Here is a 15620-nt window from a genome sequence, read left to right as displayed (position 1 = left end):
TACGGGCGTTGCGCCTTCGGCAGCGGTGTTCCGCTTCTCCCACCGTGTTGCCCGCCGATTATAGCCCGTTGCGGGCGCGGCGGCCGCCTCCGCCCCAGGTCGCCGCGCCTGAATGGCCGATGGCCCGGGCGTGCGTTTTGTGCAGTGCTGCATGGCGCCGGGCGCAATCCCCGCCTATGATGGGCGGATACCCGAATTCATCTGGCGCCGTCCCCGTGCAGCGGGACCGGCGCCCGCCGTGCGTGCCCCGCATGGCCCTGCCGGACGCTTCCTCCATGACCGCCGCCGTTGCTCCCTCCACCCGCCGCATGGCCCTGCTGCTTGCCGGCCTGGCCATGTTCGGCCCGTTCTCGATCGACACCATCTTCCCGGCGTTCCCGCAGCTGGCCCAGCGCCTGGCGGTGGACGAGGTGGCGGTGCAGCAGACCATCAGCGTGTACCTGCTGTTCTACGGCCTGATGAGCCTGGCGCACGGCCCGCTGTCCGATGCCTGGGGCCGCAAGCGGGTGATCCTCGGTGGCCTGGTGGTGTTCGTCGGCGCCTCGGTCGGCTGCGCGCTGTCCACCGACCTGAGCACGCTGCTGGCCTTCCGCGCGCTGCAGGGCCTGTCGGCGGGTGTGGGCATGATCGTCGGCCGCGCGGTGATCCGCGACCTGTACCACGGCCATGACGCACAGCGGCTGATGAGCCAGGTGTCGATGCTGTTCGGCATCGCCCCGGCGATCGCGCCGATCATCGGTGGCTGGATCCTGCTCAGCGGCGCCGGATGGCCGCTGATCTTCTGGTTCCTGGTGGTGTTCGCGCTGGTGCTGCTGGCGGCTACCGCGCGCTACCTGCCGGAAACCCATCCGGTCGAGGCACGCGTACCGTTGTCGCCACGGGTGCTGATGCGTGACTACGTGCGCATCGGCTTCAACCCGCGCTTCCTGCGCCTGGCGCTGGCCGGCAGCATCGGTTTCGGCGGCATCTTCCTGTACATCTCCTCGGCGCCGGTGTTCGTGATGCAGCACCTGCACCTGGGCGAGGGGGGCTTCGCCTGGCTGTTCATTCCCACCATCGGCGGCATGACCACCGGCTCGTTCCTGTCCGGGCGCATGGCCGGGCACACCACGCCCACCCGCCAGGTCGCCATCGGTTTCAGCCTGTGCGCGCTGTCGGCGCTGCTGAATGTCGGCTACGTGGCGCTGTCGCCGCAGTTCGTGCTGCCGTGGGCGGTGCTGCCGATCTTCCTCGGCGGCATGGGCATGTCGCTGATCTTCCCGATCCTGGCCCTGGCGGTGCTGGACATGTACCCGCACCAGCGTGGCCTGGCATCGTCGCTGCAGGCCTTCGTGCAGCTGATGATCAGTACGGTGGTGGCCGGCGTGGTGTCGCCGCTGCTCAGTGCAAGCCCGCTGCACCTGGCACTGGGCCAGGCCGCGTTCTTCGGCGCCGGCTTCGTGTTCTGGTACTGGGAACACCAGCGTGAACGCGCGGCGCAGGCAGCCTGCACGGGCCATTGAGCAGCGCGCAGGGGTAGGGTGGGCGGTCATGCCAGCAACGCTTGCGGCGAGGAACGACCGGACTAGGCTGGGGACTCCAGCCAGCCGGTGCGTGGATGCACGACAGCCAGCCGATCCGATGTCGTTGCATGAGGTTCCCCCATGGCTGCGCAGCAGACCTACCGCCTGTTCGAGGTGGCGCTGAAGGAGCGCCGCGTTCTTTCCCCTTCCCTGGACCGCATGGTGTTCACCGGTGCCGACGTGGCGCGGATGAAGACCGAAGGCCCGGACCAGCGCATCAAGGTGTTCTTCCCCTTGCCCGGCCAGGACGTGCCGCAGGTGCCCAGCGGCGAGGACTGGTATCCGCGCTACCGGGCGCTGCCGGACGATCAGCGCCCGCCCATGCGCACCTACACCATCCGCCAGCTGCGTGCCGAGCAGGGCGAGGTCGACGTTGATTTCGTGCTGCATGGCGAGACGGGGCCGGCCTCGCGCTGGGCCATCCACGCGCGGCCGGGCGACCGCGTAGTGCTGCTGGCCCCCGATGCCGACTGTGCCGACAGCAGCGAAGGCTGGGAATGGAAACCGCCGGCGGGTGTCGGCCAGGTGCTGCTGGTGGCGGATGAAACCGCGCTGCCGGCAGTGGCTGGCATCCTCGAGGAACTGGCCGCGCTGGCCGATCCGCCACGCACGCTGGCGCTGCTGGAAGTGGCGCAGGCCGGCGATGCGGTGCCGCTGAAGGCGCCGGACACGGCCGAGCTGGTCTGGCTGCCACGCGGACAGGCGGCCCACGGCCAGCCGCTGCTGCAGGCGGTCCAGTCGCGGCTGGCAGCGGCCTCGGCGGTGTCTGCTGGTGACGAACTGGAGGAGATCGATGTCGACGCGCAGATCCTCTGGGAGCAGGCCGATGCCAGCGTGGCCGGGCCGCTGTATGCCTGGGTGGCAGGCGAGGCGGGGGCGGTGATGGCGATCCGTCGCCACCTGGTCCGCGACTGCGGGCTGGACCGCCGCGCGATCACCTTCATGGGCTACTGGCGGCACGGCAAAGTGCTGGACTGAGGGGTGTGAAGCGGCGTGGCGGGTGGGGTGCGCTATCCTTGCGCCCCCCTTTCGCAGCGGTACCGCACCATGTCCACCAGCTCCAAGACCCGCCGCGACCAGCGCCGTCGCCAGGAAAAGCAGGCCGCCAACAAGGCCGCTGCCCAGGCCTCGCCGGTGGAGCCGCATGCGGAACTGCGCGATGCACAGCGCACCCTGCTGGCCGGAGTCGTGCGCCGTGACGGCGAATGGGTGCTGGGCATGGATGGCCGCATTGCCGGCCACAGCGAGAGCGCGGCGCAGGTGCTGGCGCTGATCATGCAGGCCGGTGAGCTGCACGAACGCAATGGCACGCCGGTGCGCCTGGTGTACTCCGACGCACTGCGCGATGCCGCACAGGCCGAAGCCAAGGAGAAGGGCCAGACCTTCGAGGAATTCAAGGCGGAGCTGGCCGCAGCGATGGCAGCGAAGAAGAACAGCTGATCCGCCGTGGGTAGCGCCGGGCCATGCGCGGCGAGCGCAGCGGTGCGATGAAGAGCCGCCGGGCATGCCCGGCGCTACCGGAAACATCAGGGGCGGATCCTCGCGGACCCGCCCCTTCTTTCATTTCGCCGCCGGGGCCGCGTTGGCCTGCCAGCCGCACATCTGGCCTTCGTTCTGCTGCTTCAGCCACTCGTTGACCGGCGTGAAGTACTCGATCATCGGGCCGGCATCGAGCTTGTCGGTACCGGTCAGCTCCTTCAACGTGGCCTGCCACGGCTGGCTGGCACCCTTGCTCAGCATCGCCCAGTACTTCTGGCCGGCTTCCTTGTTGCCGTAGAAGGTGCACTCATGCAGCGGGCCCTTGTAGCCCGACGCGTCGCACAGGCCCTTGTAGAACTGGAACTGCAGGATGCGCGCCAGGAAGTAGCGGGTGTAGGGGGTGTTACCCGGCACGTGGTACTTCGCGCCCGGGTCGAAGAACTCCTCGCCACGGGTGCTGGCCGGGGCCACGCCCTGGTACTTGGCCTTCAGGTCCCACCACGCCTTGTTGTAGTTGTCGGCGGTGATCGAACCGTCGAACACGCCCCAGCGCCAGCGATCGATCATCAGCCCGAACGGCAGGAACGACACGCCCGACAGCGCCATGCGCATCTGGTTGTTGATGACCGCCTCACGGCTCTCGGTCGGCGCATCGACCAGGCCGATCGAGCTGAGGTACTTGGGCGTCATCGCCAGCACGATGGTGTCGCCGATCGCTTCGTGGAAGCCATCGTTGGCACCGCCCTGGAACAGCGGCGGCAGCGGGTTGTAGGCCAGGTCGTAATAGATGTGGCCCAGCTCGTGGTAGATGGTGGTGAAGTTCTCTTCGTTCGGCTTGATGCACATCTTGGTGCGCACATCGCCTTCCATGTTCATGTCCCAGGCGCTGGCGTGGCAGACCACGTCGCGGTCATCGGGCTTGATGAACTGGGTTTTTTCCCAGTACGACTGCGGCAGCGACGGCATGCCCAGCGACACGTAGAAGTCCTGCGCGCGCTCGGTCATCTGCTTGGCGGTACGCAGTTCGGCCTCGCGCTGCGCCTTGTACTGGGCGGCCACGTTGGCATCCTTGCCGCCGGCCTTCGCCAGTGCCGCGCTCAGGTTGGTCTGGTACTGCTTTTCCAGCGCCGCGGTGATGTCCAGGCTGCCGGCGCCAGGGTAGGGTTCCAGCTGGTCCCACAGGTTGGACCAGTCCTGCTGCCACATGTTGCCCAGCAGGTGCGCAGCGATCAGGCCATTGCCCACTTCGGCCTTGTCCTTGCCGTAGGTCTTGTCCAGCTTGCCGCGCGCGTAGCAGTGTAGCTGTTCGTACATCGGCTTGACCTGCTCCCACAGGCGATCGGTTTCAGGGCCGATCTGCTCCGGCGGCATGTCGTAGCCACTGCGCCACATCTGGCCGGCATCGGTGAAGCCCATGCCCTTGGCGCCTTCGTTCACCAGGCCGACGAACTTCTGGTAGTCGCCGCGCATGCTCTTGGTGGTGCTGTGCCAGCCCTGCCACGCATCGAGCTGCTTGTCGTAGTCGCGGCTGCGTGCCAGCACCTGCTCCAGCTCGCCAAGCTGGCGGCAGGAGTTCGGATCATTGGCATCGGTGCAGTACTTGCCGGCACCGTAGCTGCCTTCCATACGGGTGGCGATCTGGGTCAGCTCGGCCAGCTTGGCCGGATCGCGCGGCGCCGGCATCGAGGACATCAGCTTCAGCAGATGGATCGCGCGCTTGCTGTCCTCGCTCATCGGCTTGCCGTCGAATTTGGCAGCCTGTTCGATCCAGCTGTTGAGCTGGGTCAGCGAGCGCTCGTTGGCCTTGGCGGCGATGCGTTCGGAATCACTGTTGATGTAGGTGGAGGACAGCCACTGCGCCGAGGTCATCTCCGGGTAGGCGGCCTTGAATTCGGCATTGATGCGGGCCACGAACTGGTCGGCGGTTTCGCCGGCCGGAGCGCTGCTGCTGGCGGTATCGGTGCCTGGGGTGGGTTCCTTCTTGCAGGCGGCCAGGGCCAGCGTGGCGGCGGCGACAGCCGAGGCCAGCAGGAGATGACGGTGTTTCACGGGCGGTCCTTGGGTGGTGAACGACGGCCGAAGGCTAGTGGGCAGCCGCTGCCACCGCAAGTGGCGGAAGTCGGTAGGGTTCGGCAGGGCTGCGCCCTGCACCCGCAGAAGCAACGGCAACGGCCGAAGCAACAGCAGAAGCGGGCTATCCGTGGGATGGCGGGGCGGTGTGGGCTTGCAGGACACGCCGTAAACCCATCCATGGGGGCTCGATGGCGCCATCCATGGCGCCAACGGTCCTGCAATCCCACACCGCCCCACCTCTGACAGATCGCGGCGGCCGTTGGTGGGTGTCGACCTTGGTCGACACATCTGTCAGGTATCGAAAATCAAAATGGGGTCGGATCCGTTTTCCTCAGGAAAACGGATCCGACCCCAAGGTCGTTCCAACAGATCGCGGAAAACTGTCGAAGGCGGGGTGGGTCCGGTGGCGGGGGTGTCAGCCGCATGGATGCGGCTGCCAAGCCTCCAGGGACGGATTCACGGCGTCCCCCGCCACCGGACCCACCCCGCCAATCCCCAGGAAACCTGCTTCTGGTGTTGCTGCGGCACTTGCCGTTGCAGTTGCCTCTGCAGGTGCAGGGCTGCAAGCCCTGCCGAACAACCCTCAACCTTCGCAGTTGGCGAACACGTCGCGGTCGCGCTCATACAGCAATGTCTTCACCTGCATCAGCCCCAGCACCGATGGGAACAGGTTGTCGTGGTCGGTATACGCTGCCGAACGCTTGCGCACGCACTGCAGGTCCAGCCCACGGCTGCTGGCGAAGCCGGGCGAGAACCACATCGTCATCGGCACACGGGTCTGCTCGGCCGGGGCGATCGCATACGGCACGCCATGCAGGAACAGGCCCTTCTCGCCCAGCGATTCGCCATGGTCGGACAGGTAGATCATCGCCGTGTCGTAATCCTGCATGCCTTGCAACGTGCCGATCGTCTTGCTCAGGAAGTGATCGGTGTACAGCACCGCGTTGTCGTAGCTGTTGGTGATCTCTTCGCGCGAGCAACGACCGATGTCACGGGTGTCGCAGGTTGGCTTGAAGCGGGCGAAGGCGGCCGGGTAGCGCTCGAAGTACGCCGGGCCGTGGTTGCCCAGCTGGTGCAGCACCACCACCCGGTCGCCGGGCTTTGCGCGTACCTGGGTAGCCAGGTCCTGCAGCAGGATTTCGTCCATGCAGCGGCCATCGGCACACAGCCCCGGCGTGGTCGCATCGGACAGTGACTGGAACTCCAGGCCTTCGCACACGCCCTTGCAGCCAGACTGGTTGTCACGCCACAGCGGTGCGATGCCGGCGCGGTTCAGCACATGCAGCAGCGACTGGTGTGCACGGATCTTCTTCTCGTCGTACTCGTGGCGTCCCCACGGCGAGAACAGGCACGGCAGCGACACTTCGGTGCTGGTGCCGCAGGAGTGCATGTCGGGGAAGTTGATCACCGGTGCCTGGGCCAGTTCCGGGGTGGTGTTGCGGCCACCGTTGAGGCCCCAGTTCTGCGCACGCACGGTCTCGCCCATCACGATCACCAGCAGGCGAGGCTTGCTGGCCGCAGCGCGCGGCGTGGCCTTGGCGTCGGTGCCGATCGGCAGCTTCGGCGCGCGCTGCACGGGGTTGTCGCCACGCAGTGCACGCGGCAGGCCCAGCAGCACGTTGGCCGGGGTGGCGAGGTAACGCACTTCACGCTGGTTGCGCATCAGTGCGGAGACATCCTGGAACGAGATCAGCGCACCGCCAATGGCGGTCACCGCTGCCACGACCAGGAAGCCGAGGCGCCACAGCAGGCTGCGGCCCCAGCTGCGGCGGCGCAGCTGCACGCGCCACAGCACGACCATCGGCAGGATGGCCAGCAACAGCACCGGCCACAGCAGCGACACGGTCATCAGCTCGCGGCTTTCCTTGGGGTCGGTCGCCAGCACGTTGCGCAGCATGTCCGCATCCAGGTAGATGTGGTAGCGGCTCATGTAGTGCGCAGCAAACGCTGTCACCAGCAGCAACAGGCTGATCACCACCTTGGCATTCCAGCGCCAGACCAGGATGCCCAGCAGCACGCCATGTGCACCCAGCAGCAACAGCAGCAGCGAAAGTCCGTAGCGCAGGCTGCCCGGATGGCTGGCCATCGCGCTGTGCCAGAACAGGCCGTTGCCGGCCACCGCAAAGAACAGGCTGGTCAGCGCGATCAGTGCTTCGGTGGAAAGCTGCGGCCGCCAGTTGCGAAGACCCGCAAGCGCGGGGAGGCGGGCGGGGCGTTGGACCGATGCACTCATGCGTTTGCCTCCTGGCGGTTGGGACGGTCCAGCTGACGGCGTGTCAGGACGCGTTTGACGATCAGATACAGGCCCAGCGAAAGCAGCCAACATATCAACGCAGTGGCAACGTCATGCGAAAGGAAATGGGCGCCCCGCAGCTGCTGGCTGATGCCGAATACCAGGCCGGTGCCGAGGCCGATCCACAGCCCTGCCAAGCGCCAGGACGGGCGCCACAGCAACGCGAAGAAATACAGGCAGAGCCACGCGTAGCCTGCGCTGGCATGCCCTGCCGGGAAGCAGGCCTGCGCGGCCATGCCGGCCGGGCGTGTGGTGAACAGACCGATGAAAGGCTGGTTGCCACCATAGCGGAGCAGGTCCCAGGGGCATTCCATCGGCACCAGCGACTTCAGAAGGGAGATCACGCCGGTGCCCAGCGCCATGGCAATCACGACATAAAGCAGCGCCCATTGCAGGGTGCGATCGCGACCCTTACGCCAGTGGTGGAAACACAGCAGGATCGCGACCAGCGCCGCTGCCGTGCTCAGCCACTTGCCGGCCTTGTGCACCAGGGTGCGGGTGCCCCAGGCGTCCTGCAACGCCCAATGGCCGCCCTCAAGACGGAACAGGTGGTCGGCCACCCATTGATCACCGCCGAATCCCATCAGCAGCGTAAACACGGGCAGACCGATTGCGACAGGCAGCCAGAGGTGAGTTACGGCAAATCGTGACGCCAGTGGCGATGTCGCAAGCGGCGCTACCGAATCAAGGGGACGGACGGGCATGCTGGGAAAGGGCGGTTCGGGAATCCGCGGTCATGCTCGTCACCTGGATGTCGGAGAAGGGTCGGACGCTCGTTCGTGCCGGGTTAATGCTTGCCCGGCACATGTCAACGTTCAGTCTTCTTCGGCGGTCGATCCTGTCCGCTCGGCGTGGCAGTCCGGGTTCCATGCAGTACCGGGAAGCAGTTGCCAACGATTCCTGTTGGCGACACCGATGTCGATCACCTTGGCCGGATCCACGCAGGGGCTCATCGCGTCGTCCAGCACCAGCAGCCAGCGCTTGTCCGGTGCCTCGGCCAGCCACGGGCCGGCATCGTGCCATTGCTCGGCCCAGGGGCGCTTGAAGCCGAACTCGCGTACCGGGCGGTCGGCCTGCAGCAGGTTCTGTTCGCGCCAGGCCACCAGCGCCAGTTCGGCGTCTGGTCCGATCCGCGCGCCGACCCGGCGCATCAGCGCCGACGCCGAGGCGTAGGGGTCCAGCGCCGGAATCAGCACCAGGCCGTAGAGCATCCACAGCATGCCGTGGGTCAGCAGCACCAGCGTCGCTGCGCGGCGCACCCGCAACCAGACAATCAACGTCGCCAGCGCGATGGCGAAGGTCAGCAGGCCATCACCCAGCACTGGCAGCAGGGTGTCGGGCATCGCCCGGCGTTCCAGCTGGGCCACCGCCCACGGGTGTTCGGTCATCAGCATCACGCCCAGCGTGCCGGTGGCCAGCATCAGCACCACGCTGTAGCCGAACAGGTAGCGGCGCACGCACAGGCGGCGCAGCAGGCCGGGCAGCAATGGCGCCACGGCCAGGGCCATCGCCGGCAGCATCGGCAGCAGGTACACCTCGCGCTTGCCCGGGCTGGCGCTGAAGAACACCAGCACCAGCACGGCCCAGCCCAGCAGCAGCCACTGGCGGCGGTCGCCGCGGCGGATACGGCGCCACCAGGGCTTGAACAGCATCGGCAGCAGCAGGCTGCCCGGCAGCCACAGGGTCAGGATCACCTGCAGGTAGTACCAGGCGGGCTGCCGGTGGTGCCAGGCATTGGCGTAACGGGTACCGGTCTGCTTGAACAACAGCTCATGCGCGTAGGCCTGCAGTTCGGCCGTGGGCGTGTGCAGCAGGGCCCAGCCCAGCGGCGCCAGCCACACCCCGACACCCAGCAGGAAGGCCGGAATCAGCCACAGCAGGGTGGCCGGATGCGGGCCTTCCACCGCGTACCCCCGGCGACGCTGGTACAGCCACCAGCCAAACCAGGGCAGCACCATCAGCAGCGGCAGGAAGCCCACGCCCTTGGTCACGGTACCCACGCCGGCGGCAAAGCCGGCCAGCCACAGGGCGGGCAGATTGCGGCGTTCGCACAGGTGGCGCATCAGGCCCCACAGGGCCACGGTGGTCATGCCCACCAGCACCATGTCGATCTGCGCGCGCTTGGCCATCAGCCCGAACTGCAGGGTGCAGAACAGCGCCGCCAGGGCGTAGATGGAATGCCGTGGCGACCACAGCCGCCGTGCCAGGTCCGACACCAGCCACAGGCTGAGCAGGGCGCCCAGCAACGATGGCAGCAGGAACGACCACTGCCAGCTGCCGACGATCTCGTAGGCGGCGGCCTGCAGCCACATGAAGACCGGCGGCTTCTCCGCATACAGCTCCACGCCGCGGTGCGGCAGCAGCCATTGCCCGCTCTCGACCATGGTCCTCGCCGCCAGCACGAAGCGCGGCTCGTCCGGCGGCTGCGGCTGCCGAAGGCCGATCCCCGCTGCCAGCGCAGCAATGATCAGCAGCCACAACAGGGGCAGGCGCCAACGGCGGGGCAGGGCTACGGGCACGGCAGGCTCCGGGAGCAAAACGGCCATTCTGAGGTGGCGGGGGTGGGAAAAGCGTCAGAGCGACGCCGGGGCGACCGCATTCCGACATGTGCGGCGCTACCATGGTACGAACTTCCGTGGATGTTTCGTGCATGCGTCTGTTGGTGATCGAGGACAACCGCCAGCTGGTGGCCAACCTGTTCGACTATTTCGAGTCGCGCGGGCATGTGCTCGACGTGGCGCCGGATGGCATCACCGGACTGCACCTGGCCGGAAGCCATCCGTATGACGCGGTCATCCTGGACTGGATGCTGCCGCGCATGGAGGGCCCGGAGGTGCTGCGCCGGCTGCGCGCCGAGCATGCATCGGAAGTGCCGGTGATCATGCTGACCGCGCGTGACGAGCTGCCGGACAAGATTGCCGGCTTCCGCGCCGGCGCCGACGACTACCTGACCAAGCCGTTCGCGCTGCCCGAGCTGGAGGTGCGGCTGGAAGCGCTGCTGCTGCGTGCGCAGGGCCGCAACCCGCGCAAGCGCCTGCAGGTGGGCGACCTGGTGCTGGATCTGGCGACGCTGGAGGCCCAGCGTGAGGGCCAGGTGCTGCACCTGTACCCGGCCTGCCGCAAGCTGCTGGAAGTGCTGATGCGCGCCAGCCCGGGGGCGGTCACCCGCCAGCAGCTGGAATTCGCCCTGTGGGGCGACGAACCGCCGGATGGCGATCTGCTGCGTTCGCATGTCTACGAACTGCGCCGCAGCGTCGATGGTCCGTTCGCCGAGAAACTGATCCATACCCTGCCGCGGGTGGGCTACCGGCTGGCGGTGACCACCGCCAGCGATGCGAGCAAGGTTGACGATGAAGGCGCGTAAGCCGGGGCCGCTGTACCGGCGCGTGGTGTGGTGGTTGCTGGGCTATCTGGCGCTGCTGTCGATCGCGGTGTTCAGCGTCGGCAACTATGTGCATGAACATGCCGAGCATGCCGCCTGGCGCGCACTGCTCAATTCCGAACTGGACAGCATCGTCGAGCACGTCGAGCACGAGCCGCATTACCGCTGGCAGGATTCGGACACGCTCAGCCTGTACCGGTTCGATGCGGTCAACCTGCCCGAGGGCCTGCGCACATTGCATCCGGGGCTGCATGACGGCGTGATGGTCAAGGGGCGCGAGACGGCGGTGATGGTGCGCGAAACCGAGCCGATGGGCCGGGTCGCGCTGGTTCTGGACATCTCCGACTTCCATGACCTGGAACAGTTCGCCACGCGCTGGGTGATGCTGGCCGGGGTGATCATGATCTTCGTCACCGTGCTGATGGCGTCGTTCGGCATGGAGCGCATGGTGCGCCCGTTGAGCCTGCTGGCGCAGCACATCGCCGCGCTGCGGCCGGGGGTTCAGGGGCAGCGCATCGAGGTCGACCCGCGCGGCAGCTCCGAGCTGCATACCATTGCCGATGCATTGAACGACTACCTGGACCGCAACGAGCAGTTCGTCGAACGCGAACGGGTCTTCATCAGCACCGCCAGCCACGAACTGCGTACGCCGATCGCGGTGATGACCGGTGCTGCAGAGCTGGCGCTGGAACAGCCGGGCCTGCCCGAGCGCGCGCGCCAGCAGATGCAGCGCGTACTTCGCACCGCGCAGAGCGTGGAGCAGCTGATCGAACTGTTGCTGGTGCTGGCCCGTGACCCGGCGCGCCTGGCCGCGCGCGCCGAGCGCATCGCGCTGGACCAGCTGTTGCCGGAAATCGTTGACGACCATCGTCATCTGCTCGGCGACAAGGACCTGAGCATCGGCATCCAGGCTGCCCCGGTGGATATCGTTGCGCCGCTGGCCGTTGTGCAGGCCGCGATCGGCAACCTGCTGCGCAATGCCATCGAGAACAGTGGGCGTGGCCACATTGAGTTGCGCCTGAGCTCGTCGGCGGTACTGACGCTGCAGGATCCCGGGCATGGCATGAGCCCGGAGGAGATTGCGGCGATCCACGCGCGGATGGCCCGTGGCGAGCGTGCCGACCGTGGCGGCGGCATTGGCCTGGATCTGATCGCACGACTGTGTGAACACCTGGGCTGGACCCTGCAGCTGCATCCCTGTGAGCCGCGAGGCACGCGTGCCACCCTCGACTTCAGCGCCTCACGTCCGGGCTGAACCGGCCGTCCTGCGGCATGCCAACCCTGGTTGGCATGCCGTCCGCATCACCGCCTGTCCGGCCGCGCCACGTGCTGGTCGATCAGGATCACGTTGCCATCCGGATCGGCCAGCTGCAGGTAGCCGGTGCCGTGCCCATCAGGATCGGTGCGCACCGCCAGTTCGATGCCCTTCGCATCCAGCTCCGCCTGCAGCTCGCGCACGTCCTGGAAGTGGGGCAGTTCCTGCTTGTTCTGGTCCCAGCCCGGGTTGAAGGTGAGCAGGTTGCCTTCGAACATGCCCTGGAACAGGCCGATGACAATGCCGTTGTTGCGCATCACCAGCCAGTTCTGCGCCGGCTCGCCGCCGGTCACCGAGAAGCCCAGTGCTTCGTAGAAGGTGCGGGAGGCCGACAGGTCCCTGACCGAGAGGCTGACGGAGAAGGCGCCGAGCTGCATGGGAGAGGCTCCGGGAAAGGGAAGCCGGCACTGCAGCATGACCCGGCGTGAAGACAATGTTAATCTGCGGATGCGCCGCTTTATGCGGCGCTTTTTTTTCCCGCTCTTTCGATCGACAGAGGATCCCATGCCGACCGAACCCGCTACTGCCCTGATCAGCAACGACATCGTTGGCCTGGGCCTGATTGCCGCCACCCTGGCCCTGATCTTCTGGGCTGCCAGTGGCCCGACCCCTCTGCTGAAGAAGATCTTCGCCTGGGTGCCGGCGCTGCTGCTGTGCTACTTCATCCCCGCCATCTACAACACCGCCGGTGTCATCGATGGCCACAACACCTCGCTGTACAACCCGGTTGCACGCGACGTGCTGCTGCCGGCCGCGCTGGTCCTGCTGACCCTGTCGATCGACCTCAAAGGCATTGCCAAGCTCGGCCCCAAACTGCTGATCGTGTTCTGCGCCGGTACCGCCGGCATCATGCTCGGCGCCATCGTCTCGTTCCAGCTGATGAAGCTGATCCACCCGGAAACCGTGGCCGGTGATACCTGGGCCGGCATGGCGGCGCTGGCCGGCAGCTGGATCGGTGGCGGCGCCAACATGGTCGCCATGCGCGAAGTGTTCGGCACCGATGCCACCACCTTCGGCCAGTTCGCCGTGGTCGACGTGGCCTGCGCCAGCCTGTGGATGGCCATCTTGTTGTTCCTGGCCAACCGCGCACAGCAGATCGACACCCGCAACGGTGCCGATACCCGTGCCATCGACGAGATGAAGGCGCGCATCAGTGCCTACGAGGCGCAGAACGCACGCATTCCGAGCATGACCGACCTGATGGTGATCGTCGGCGTGGCACTGGGCGGTGTCGGCCTGGCGCATGCCATCGCTGCGCCGCTGTCGGGCTGGTTCAAGGCCAACGTCAGCTGGGCTAGCCAGTTCAGCCTGGACAGCCAGTTCGTGTGGGTGATCCTGCTGTCCACCGCAATGGGCCTGGGCCTGAGCTTCACCCGCGCGCGGCGGCTGGAAGCGGCCGGTGCGTCGCGGCTGGGCACGGTGTTCCTGTACTTCCTGATCGCCTGCATCGGCATGCAGATGAACCTGCTGTCGCTGCTGGACCGGCCGTGGTTGTTCCTGCTCGGCGCGATCTGGATGGCCACCCACGTGCTGGTGCTGTGGGTGGTGGCCAAGCTGCTGCGCGCGCCGTTGTTCTTCTTCGCGATCGGTTCGCAAGGCAACATCGGTGCGGCTGCTTCGGCCCCCGTGGTGGCGGCGGCGTTCCATCCGACACTCGCTCCCGTGGGCGTGCTGTTGGGTACGGTGGGCTATGCCACCGGCACCGGGCTGGCCTATGTCACTGGCCTGATCCTGAAGTGGATGGCCAACGGCTGAGTCCGGGCCTCCGTGGGATCGCGTCCCATGTAGAGCCGAGCCCATGCTCGGCTCTTTTTTTGCCGGCCGCAGGCGGAACTGTGCAGTACATACCGGAACGTATGGTGTCAGCGTCGTAGCGTAGGCAGCACCTGTCGCTCATCCGCAGCGACGTTGCCGGGGGCTGGAATGACGCAACGACAGATGATTCGCGGGGTTGCAGCGCTGGCGCTGCTGCTGGCCAGTGCGGGGGCAGCTGCACAAGGTGCTGCAACTGCGCGTGGCGCCCAGGTTCAGGCCGTGACCGAGGCGAGTGCGCGCGAGGTGGCTTCGCTGATCACGCAACCGGGCTTTGCCGAGATCGTGCGCGGCACGCTGGTGGCATCGCCCGAGCAGGCCGTGGCACTGGATGCGGTGATGGAGCGCTTTGACCCGGATGTTCGTACCCGGGCCAGTGTCTCCCTGGCCAGCAACGATCAACGGTTGCGCCAGGCCAAGGGATTGCCGGAGCAGGGTGAGGGCCTGCTGCAGCTGCGCGCCTATGTTCCCGAGGGCCAGTCGCTGGCGGACACCGCTCCGCAACTGCTGTGGGTGGCCAGCCTGCCGCGCGGCAACGACCGGGACTGGACCACCTTGACCGCCTATGACGCGCAGGGCCGCGCGCATGTGCTGGATGCGAAGCGTGCGCCGTCATTTCCGGTGCTGATCGTCGATGTTGATACCCGCCGTTCGGTGCAGGAGGGCATGGCGCTGGTCAACGCCGGGTTGCGCGCACGCGGCCTGCAGTCACCCGAGCGCATCCAGCTGTCTGCCGATGGCGCGCGCGCGTCGCTGGATATCACCCGTCTCGACCGCATCCGCCTGGCCGATGACCAGGAGCCGTGGGCATTGGGCGCGGCCGAGGTGTTCGCGGTGGTGTCCGGGCTGCAGGTCGGCAAGACCGAGCCGGAAATGGCCACGGTCGACATGCCCTACCTGGACTACGACAAGACCGACTACACCCCGCAACAGGCGCTGATCCTGTGGGGCAACTACCGCTTCAACGCGGCCAACGTGCAGCTGTTCGAGGATGACGGCGACACCAACTACCAGGACCTGCTGGTGGCGTTGAGCAACGGTGTGAAGGCGGCACTGGGCGCGTTTGCGCCGGAGTATTCAGTGATCGCCGATATCGCCGGTGCGATCCTGAAGGCGATGCCAACGTCGTGGTTCTCCAACGACATCGATTACGTGGACAGCTTCTACCTGGTACAGCGTGGCCAGGCGTACACCGATCGCATGGGCGCGGCGAACAACGCCAGGGTCACGCTGACGCCGATCACGCTGGTGGAGTAGGTCAGCAGGGCTTGCAGCCCTGCACCCGCTCAATGCAGCGGCAACGGCCAGATCAAGAGCGGCATTCCGCAGGATGGCGGCGTGGGTCCGGTTGCGGGGGACGGCGCAAGTACGTCCATGTAGCCTCGGTCGCCGCATCCATGCGGCTCACGCCCCCGCAATCGGACCCACCCCGCCTTCGACGGTTGGCCGGCGTCCAGTAGATCCACGCCATGCGTGGATGAAATCTGTCAGATGTCGACAAACAAGATGGGGTCAGATCCTTTTTCCGAAGGAAAACGGATCTGACCCCGGTTGTGTCTTGCCGTCACCGGCAATCTGTCAGAGGCGGGGCACTGTGGGTTTGCGGGGTGTGAGCGGCATGGATGCCGCGACCAAGCCCCCATGGACGGGTTCACGGCGGCCCCGCAAACCCACAGTGCCCCGCCATCCCTCAGGAAGCCAGCT

At 66.9% G+C, this 15620-nt stretch carries 12 protein-coding genes; 7 read left to right on the top strand and 5 right to left on the bottom strand.

Annotation, left to right across the window (positions count from 1 at the left end):
- Nucleotides 1–275: 275 nt before the first annotated feature.
- From QP552_RS15530 to QP552_RS15520, 3 genes are all read left to right on the top strand, one after another.
- Complete coding sequence (locus tag QP552_RS15530) at nt 276–1502, top strand: multidrug effflux MFS transporter (protein ID WP_286074011.1); 1227 nt, start codon at nt 276–278, stop codon at nt 1500–1502.
- A gap of 141 nt (nt 1503–1643) precedes the next feature.
- Complete coding sequence (locus QP552_RS15525) at nt 1644–2540, top strand: siderophore-interacting protein (RefSeq protein WP_286074010.1); 897 nt, start codon at nt 1644–1646, stop codon at nt 2538–2540.
- Nucleotides 2541–2609: 69 nt separating this feature from the next.
- Nucleotides 2610–3002 carry a hypothetical protein gene (locus tag QP552_RS15520; RefSeq protein ID WP_049401356.1) on the top strand — a complete coding sequence of 131 codons (393 nt, stop codon included), beginning with the start codon at nt 2610–2612 and terminating at the stop codon, nt 3000–3002.
- 120 nt (nt 3003–3122) lie between these two features.
- On the opposite strand, the gene QP552_RS15515 is transcribed toward QP552_RS15520, so the two are convergent.
- From QP552_RS15515 to QP552_RS15500, 4 genes are all read right to left on the bottom strand, one after another.
- Nucleotides 3123–5090: a M2 family metallopeptidase gene (locus tag QP552_RS15515; protein ID WP_286074009.1), complete on the bottom strand. Its 1968-nt coding sequence runs from the start codon at nt 5088–5090 to the stop codon at nt 3123–3125.
- Between the two features lie 607 nt (nt 5091–5697).
- On the bottom strand, nt 5698–7347 hold the full coding sequence (locus QP552_RS15510) for a phosphoethanolamine--lipid A transferase (protein WP_111111124.1): 1650 nt from the start codon (nt 7345–7347) through the stop codon (nt 5698–5700).
- Nucleotides 7344–8111: a phosphatase PAP2 family protein gene (locus QP552_RS15505; RefSeq protein WP_111111126.1), complete on the bottom strand. Its 768-nt coding sequence runs from the start codon at nt 8109–8111 to the stop codon at nt 7344–7346. The genes QP552_RS15510 and QP552_RS15505 overlap by 4 nt, the downstream gene beginning before the upstream one ends.
- Before the next feature lie 111 nt (nt 8112–8222).
- Nucleotides 8223–9926 carry a glycosyltransferase family 39 protein gene (locus QP552_RS15500; protein WP_286074008.1) on the bottom strand — a complete coding sequence of 568 codons (1704 nt, stop codon included), beginning with the start codon at nt 9924–9926 and terminating at the stop codon, nt 8223–8225.
- 131 nt (nt 9927–10057) lie between these two features.
- Here QP552_RS15500 and QP552_RS15495 point away from each other — a divergent pair, with 131 nt between their 5' ends.
- Together QP552_RS15495 and QP552_RS15490 are read left to right on the top strand one after the other, a co-directional pair.
- The gene (locus QP552_RS15495) at nt 10058–10771 is read left to right on the top strand and encodes a response regulator transcription factor (protein WP_106551175.1); all 714 of its coding nucleotides are present in this window, start codon (nt 10058–10060) and stop codon (nt 10769–10771) included.
- Nucleotides 10758–12044 carry a HAMP domain-containing sensor histidine kinase gene (locus QP552_RS15490; protein ID WP_111111130.1) on the top strand — a complete coding sequence of 429 codons (1287 nt, stop codon included), beginning with the start codon at nt 10758–10760 and terminating at the stop codon, nt 12042–12044. Before QP552_RS15495 ends, QP552_RS15490 begins: the two co-directional genes overlap by 14 nt.
- A 47-nt stretch (nt 12045–12091) precedes the next feature.
- Here QP552_RS15490 and QP552_RS15485 read toward each other — a convergent pair whose 3' ends face one another.
- Complete coding sequence (locus QP552_RS15485) at nt 12092–12481, bottom strand: VOC family protein (RefSeq protein WP_106551173.1); 390 nt, start codon at nt 12479–12481, stop codon at nt 12092–12094.
- A 127-nt stretch (nt 12482–12608) separates the two neighbouring features.
- Here QP552_RS15485 and QP552_RS15480 point away from each other — a divergent pair, with 127 nt between their 5' ends.
- The gene (locus QP552_RS15480; RefSeq protein ID WP_106551172.1) at nt 12609–13859 is read left to right on the top strand and encodes a DUF819 family protein; all 1251 of its coding nucleotides are present in this window, start codon (nt 12609–12611) and stop codon (nt 13857–13859) included.
- Between the two features lie 183 nt (nt 13860–14042).
- Complete coding sequence (locus tag QP552_RS15475; RefSeq protein ID WP_181453930.1) at nt 14043–15173, top strand: DUF3103 family protein; 1131 nt, start codon at nt 14043–14045, stop codon at nt 15171–15173.
- The last annotated feature ends 447 nt before the right edge of the window (nt 15174–15620 follow it).

The sequence above is a fragment of the Stenotrophomonas sp. 59 genome (genome assembly GCF_030291095.1).
Lineage (GTDB): Bacteria > Pseudomonadota > Gammaproteobacteria > Xanthomonadales > Xanthomonadaceae > Stenotrophomonas > Stenotrophomonas maltophilia_Q.
Note: the sequence above shows the minus strand (reverse complement) of the source record. Positions and strands in the feature narration are given on the sequence as shown.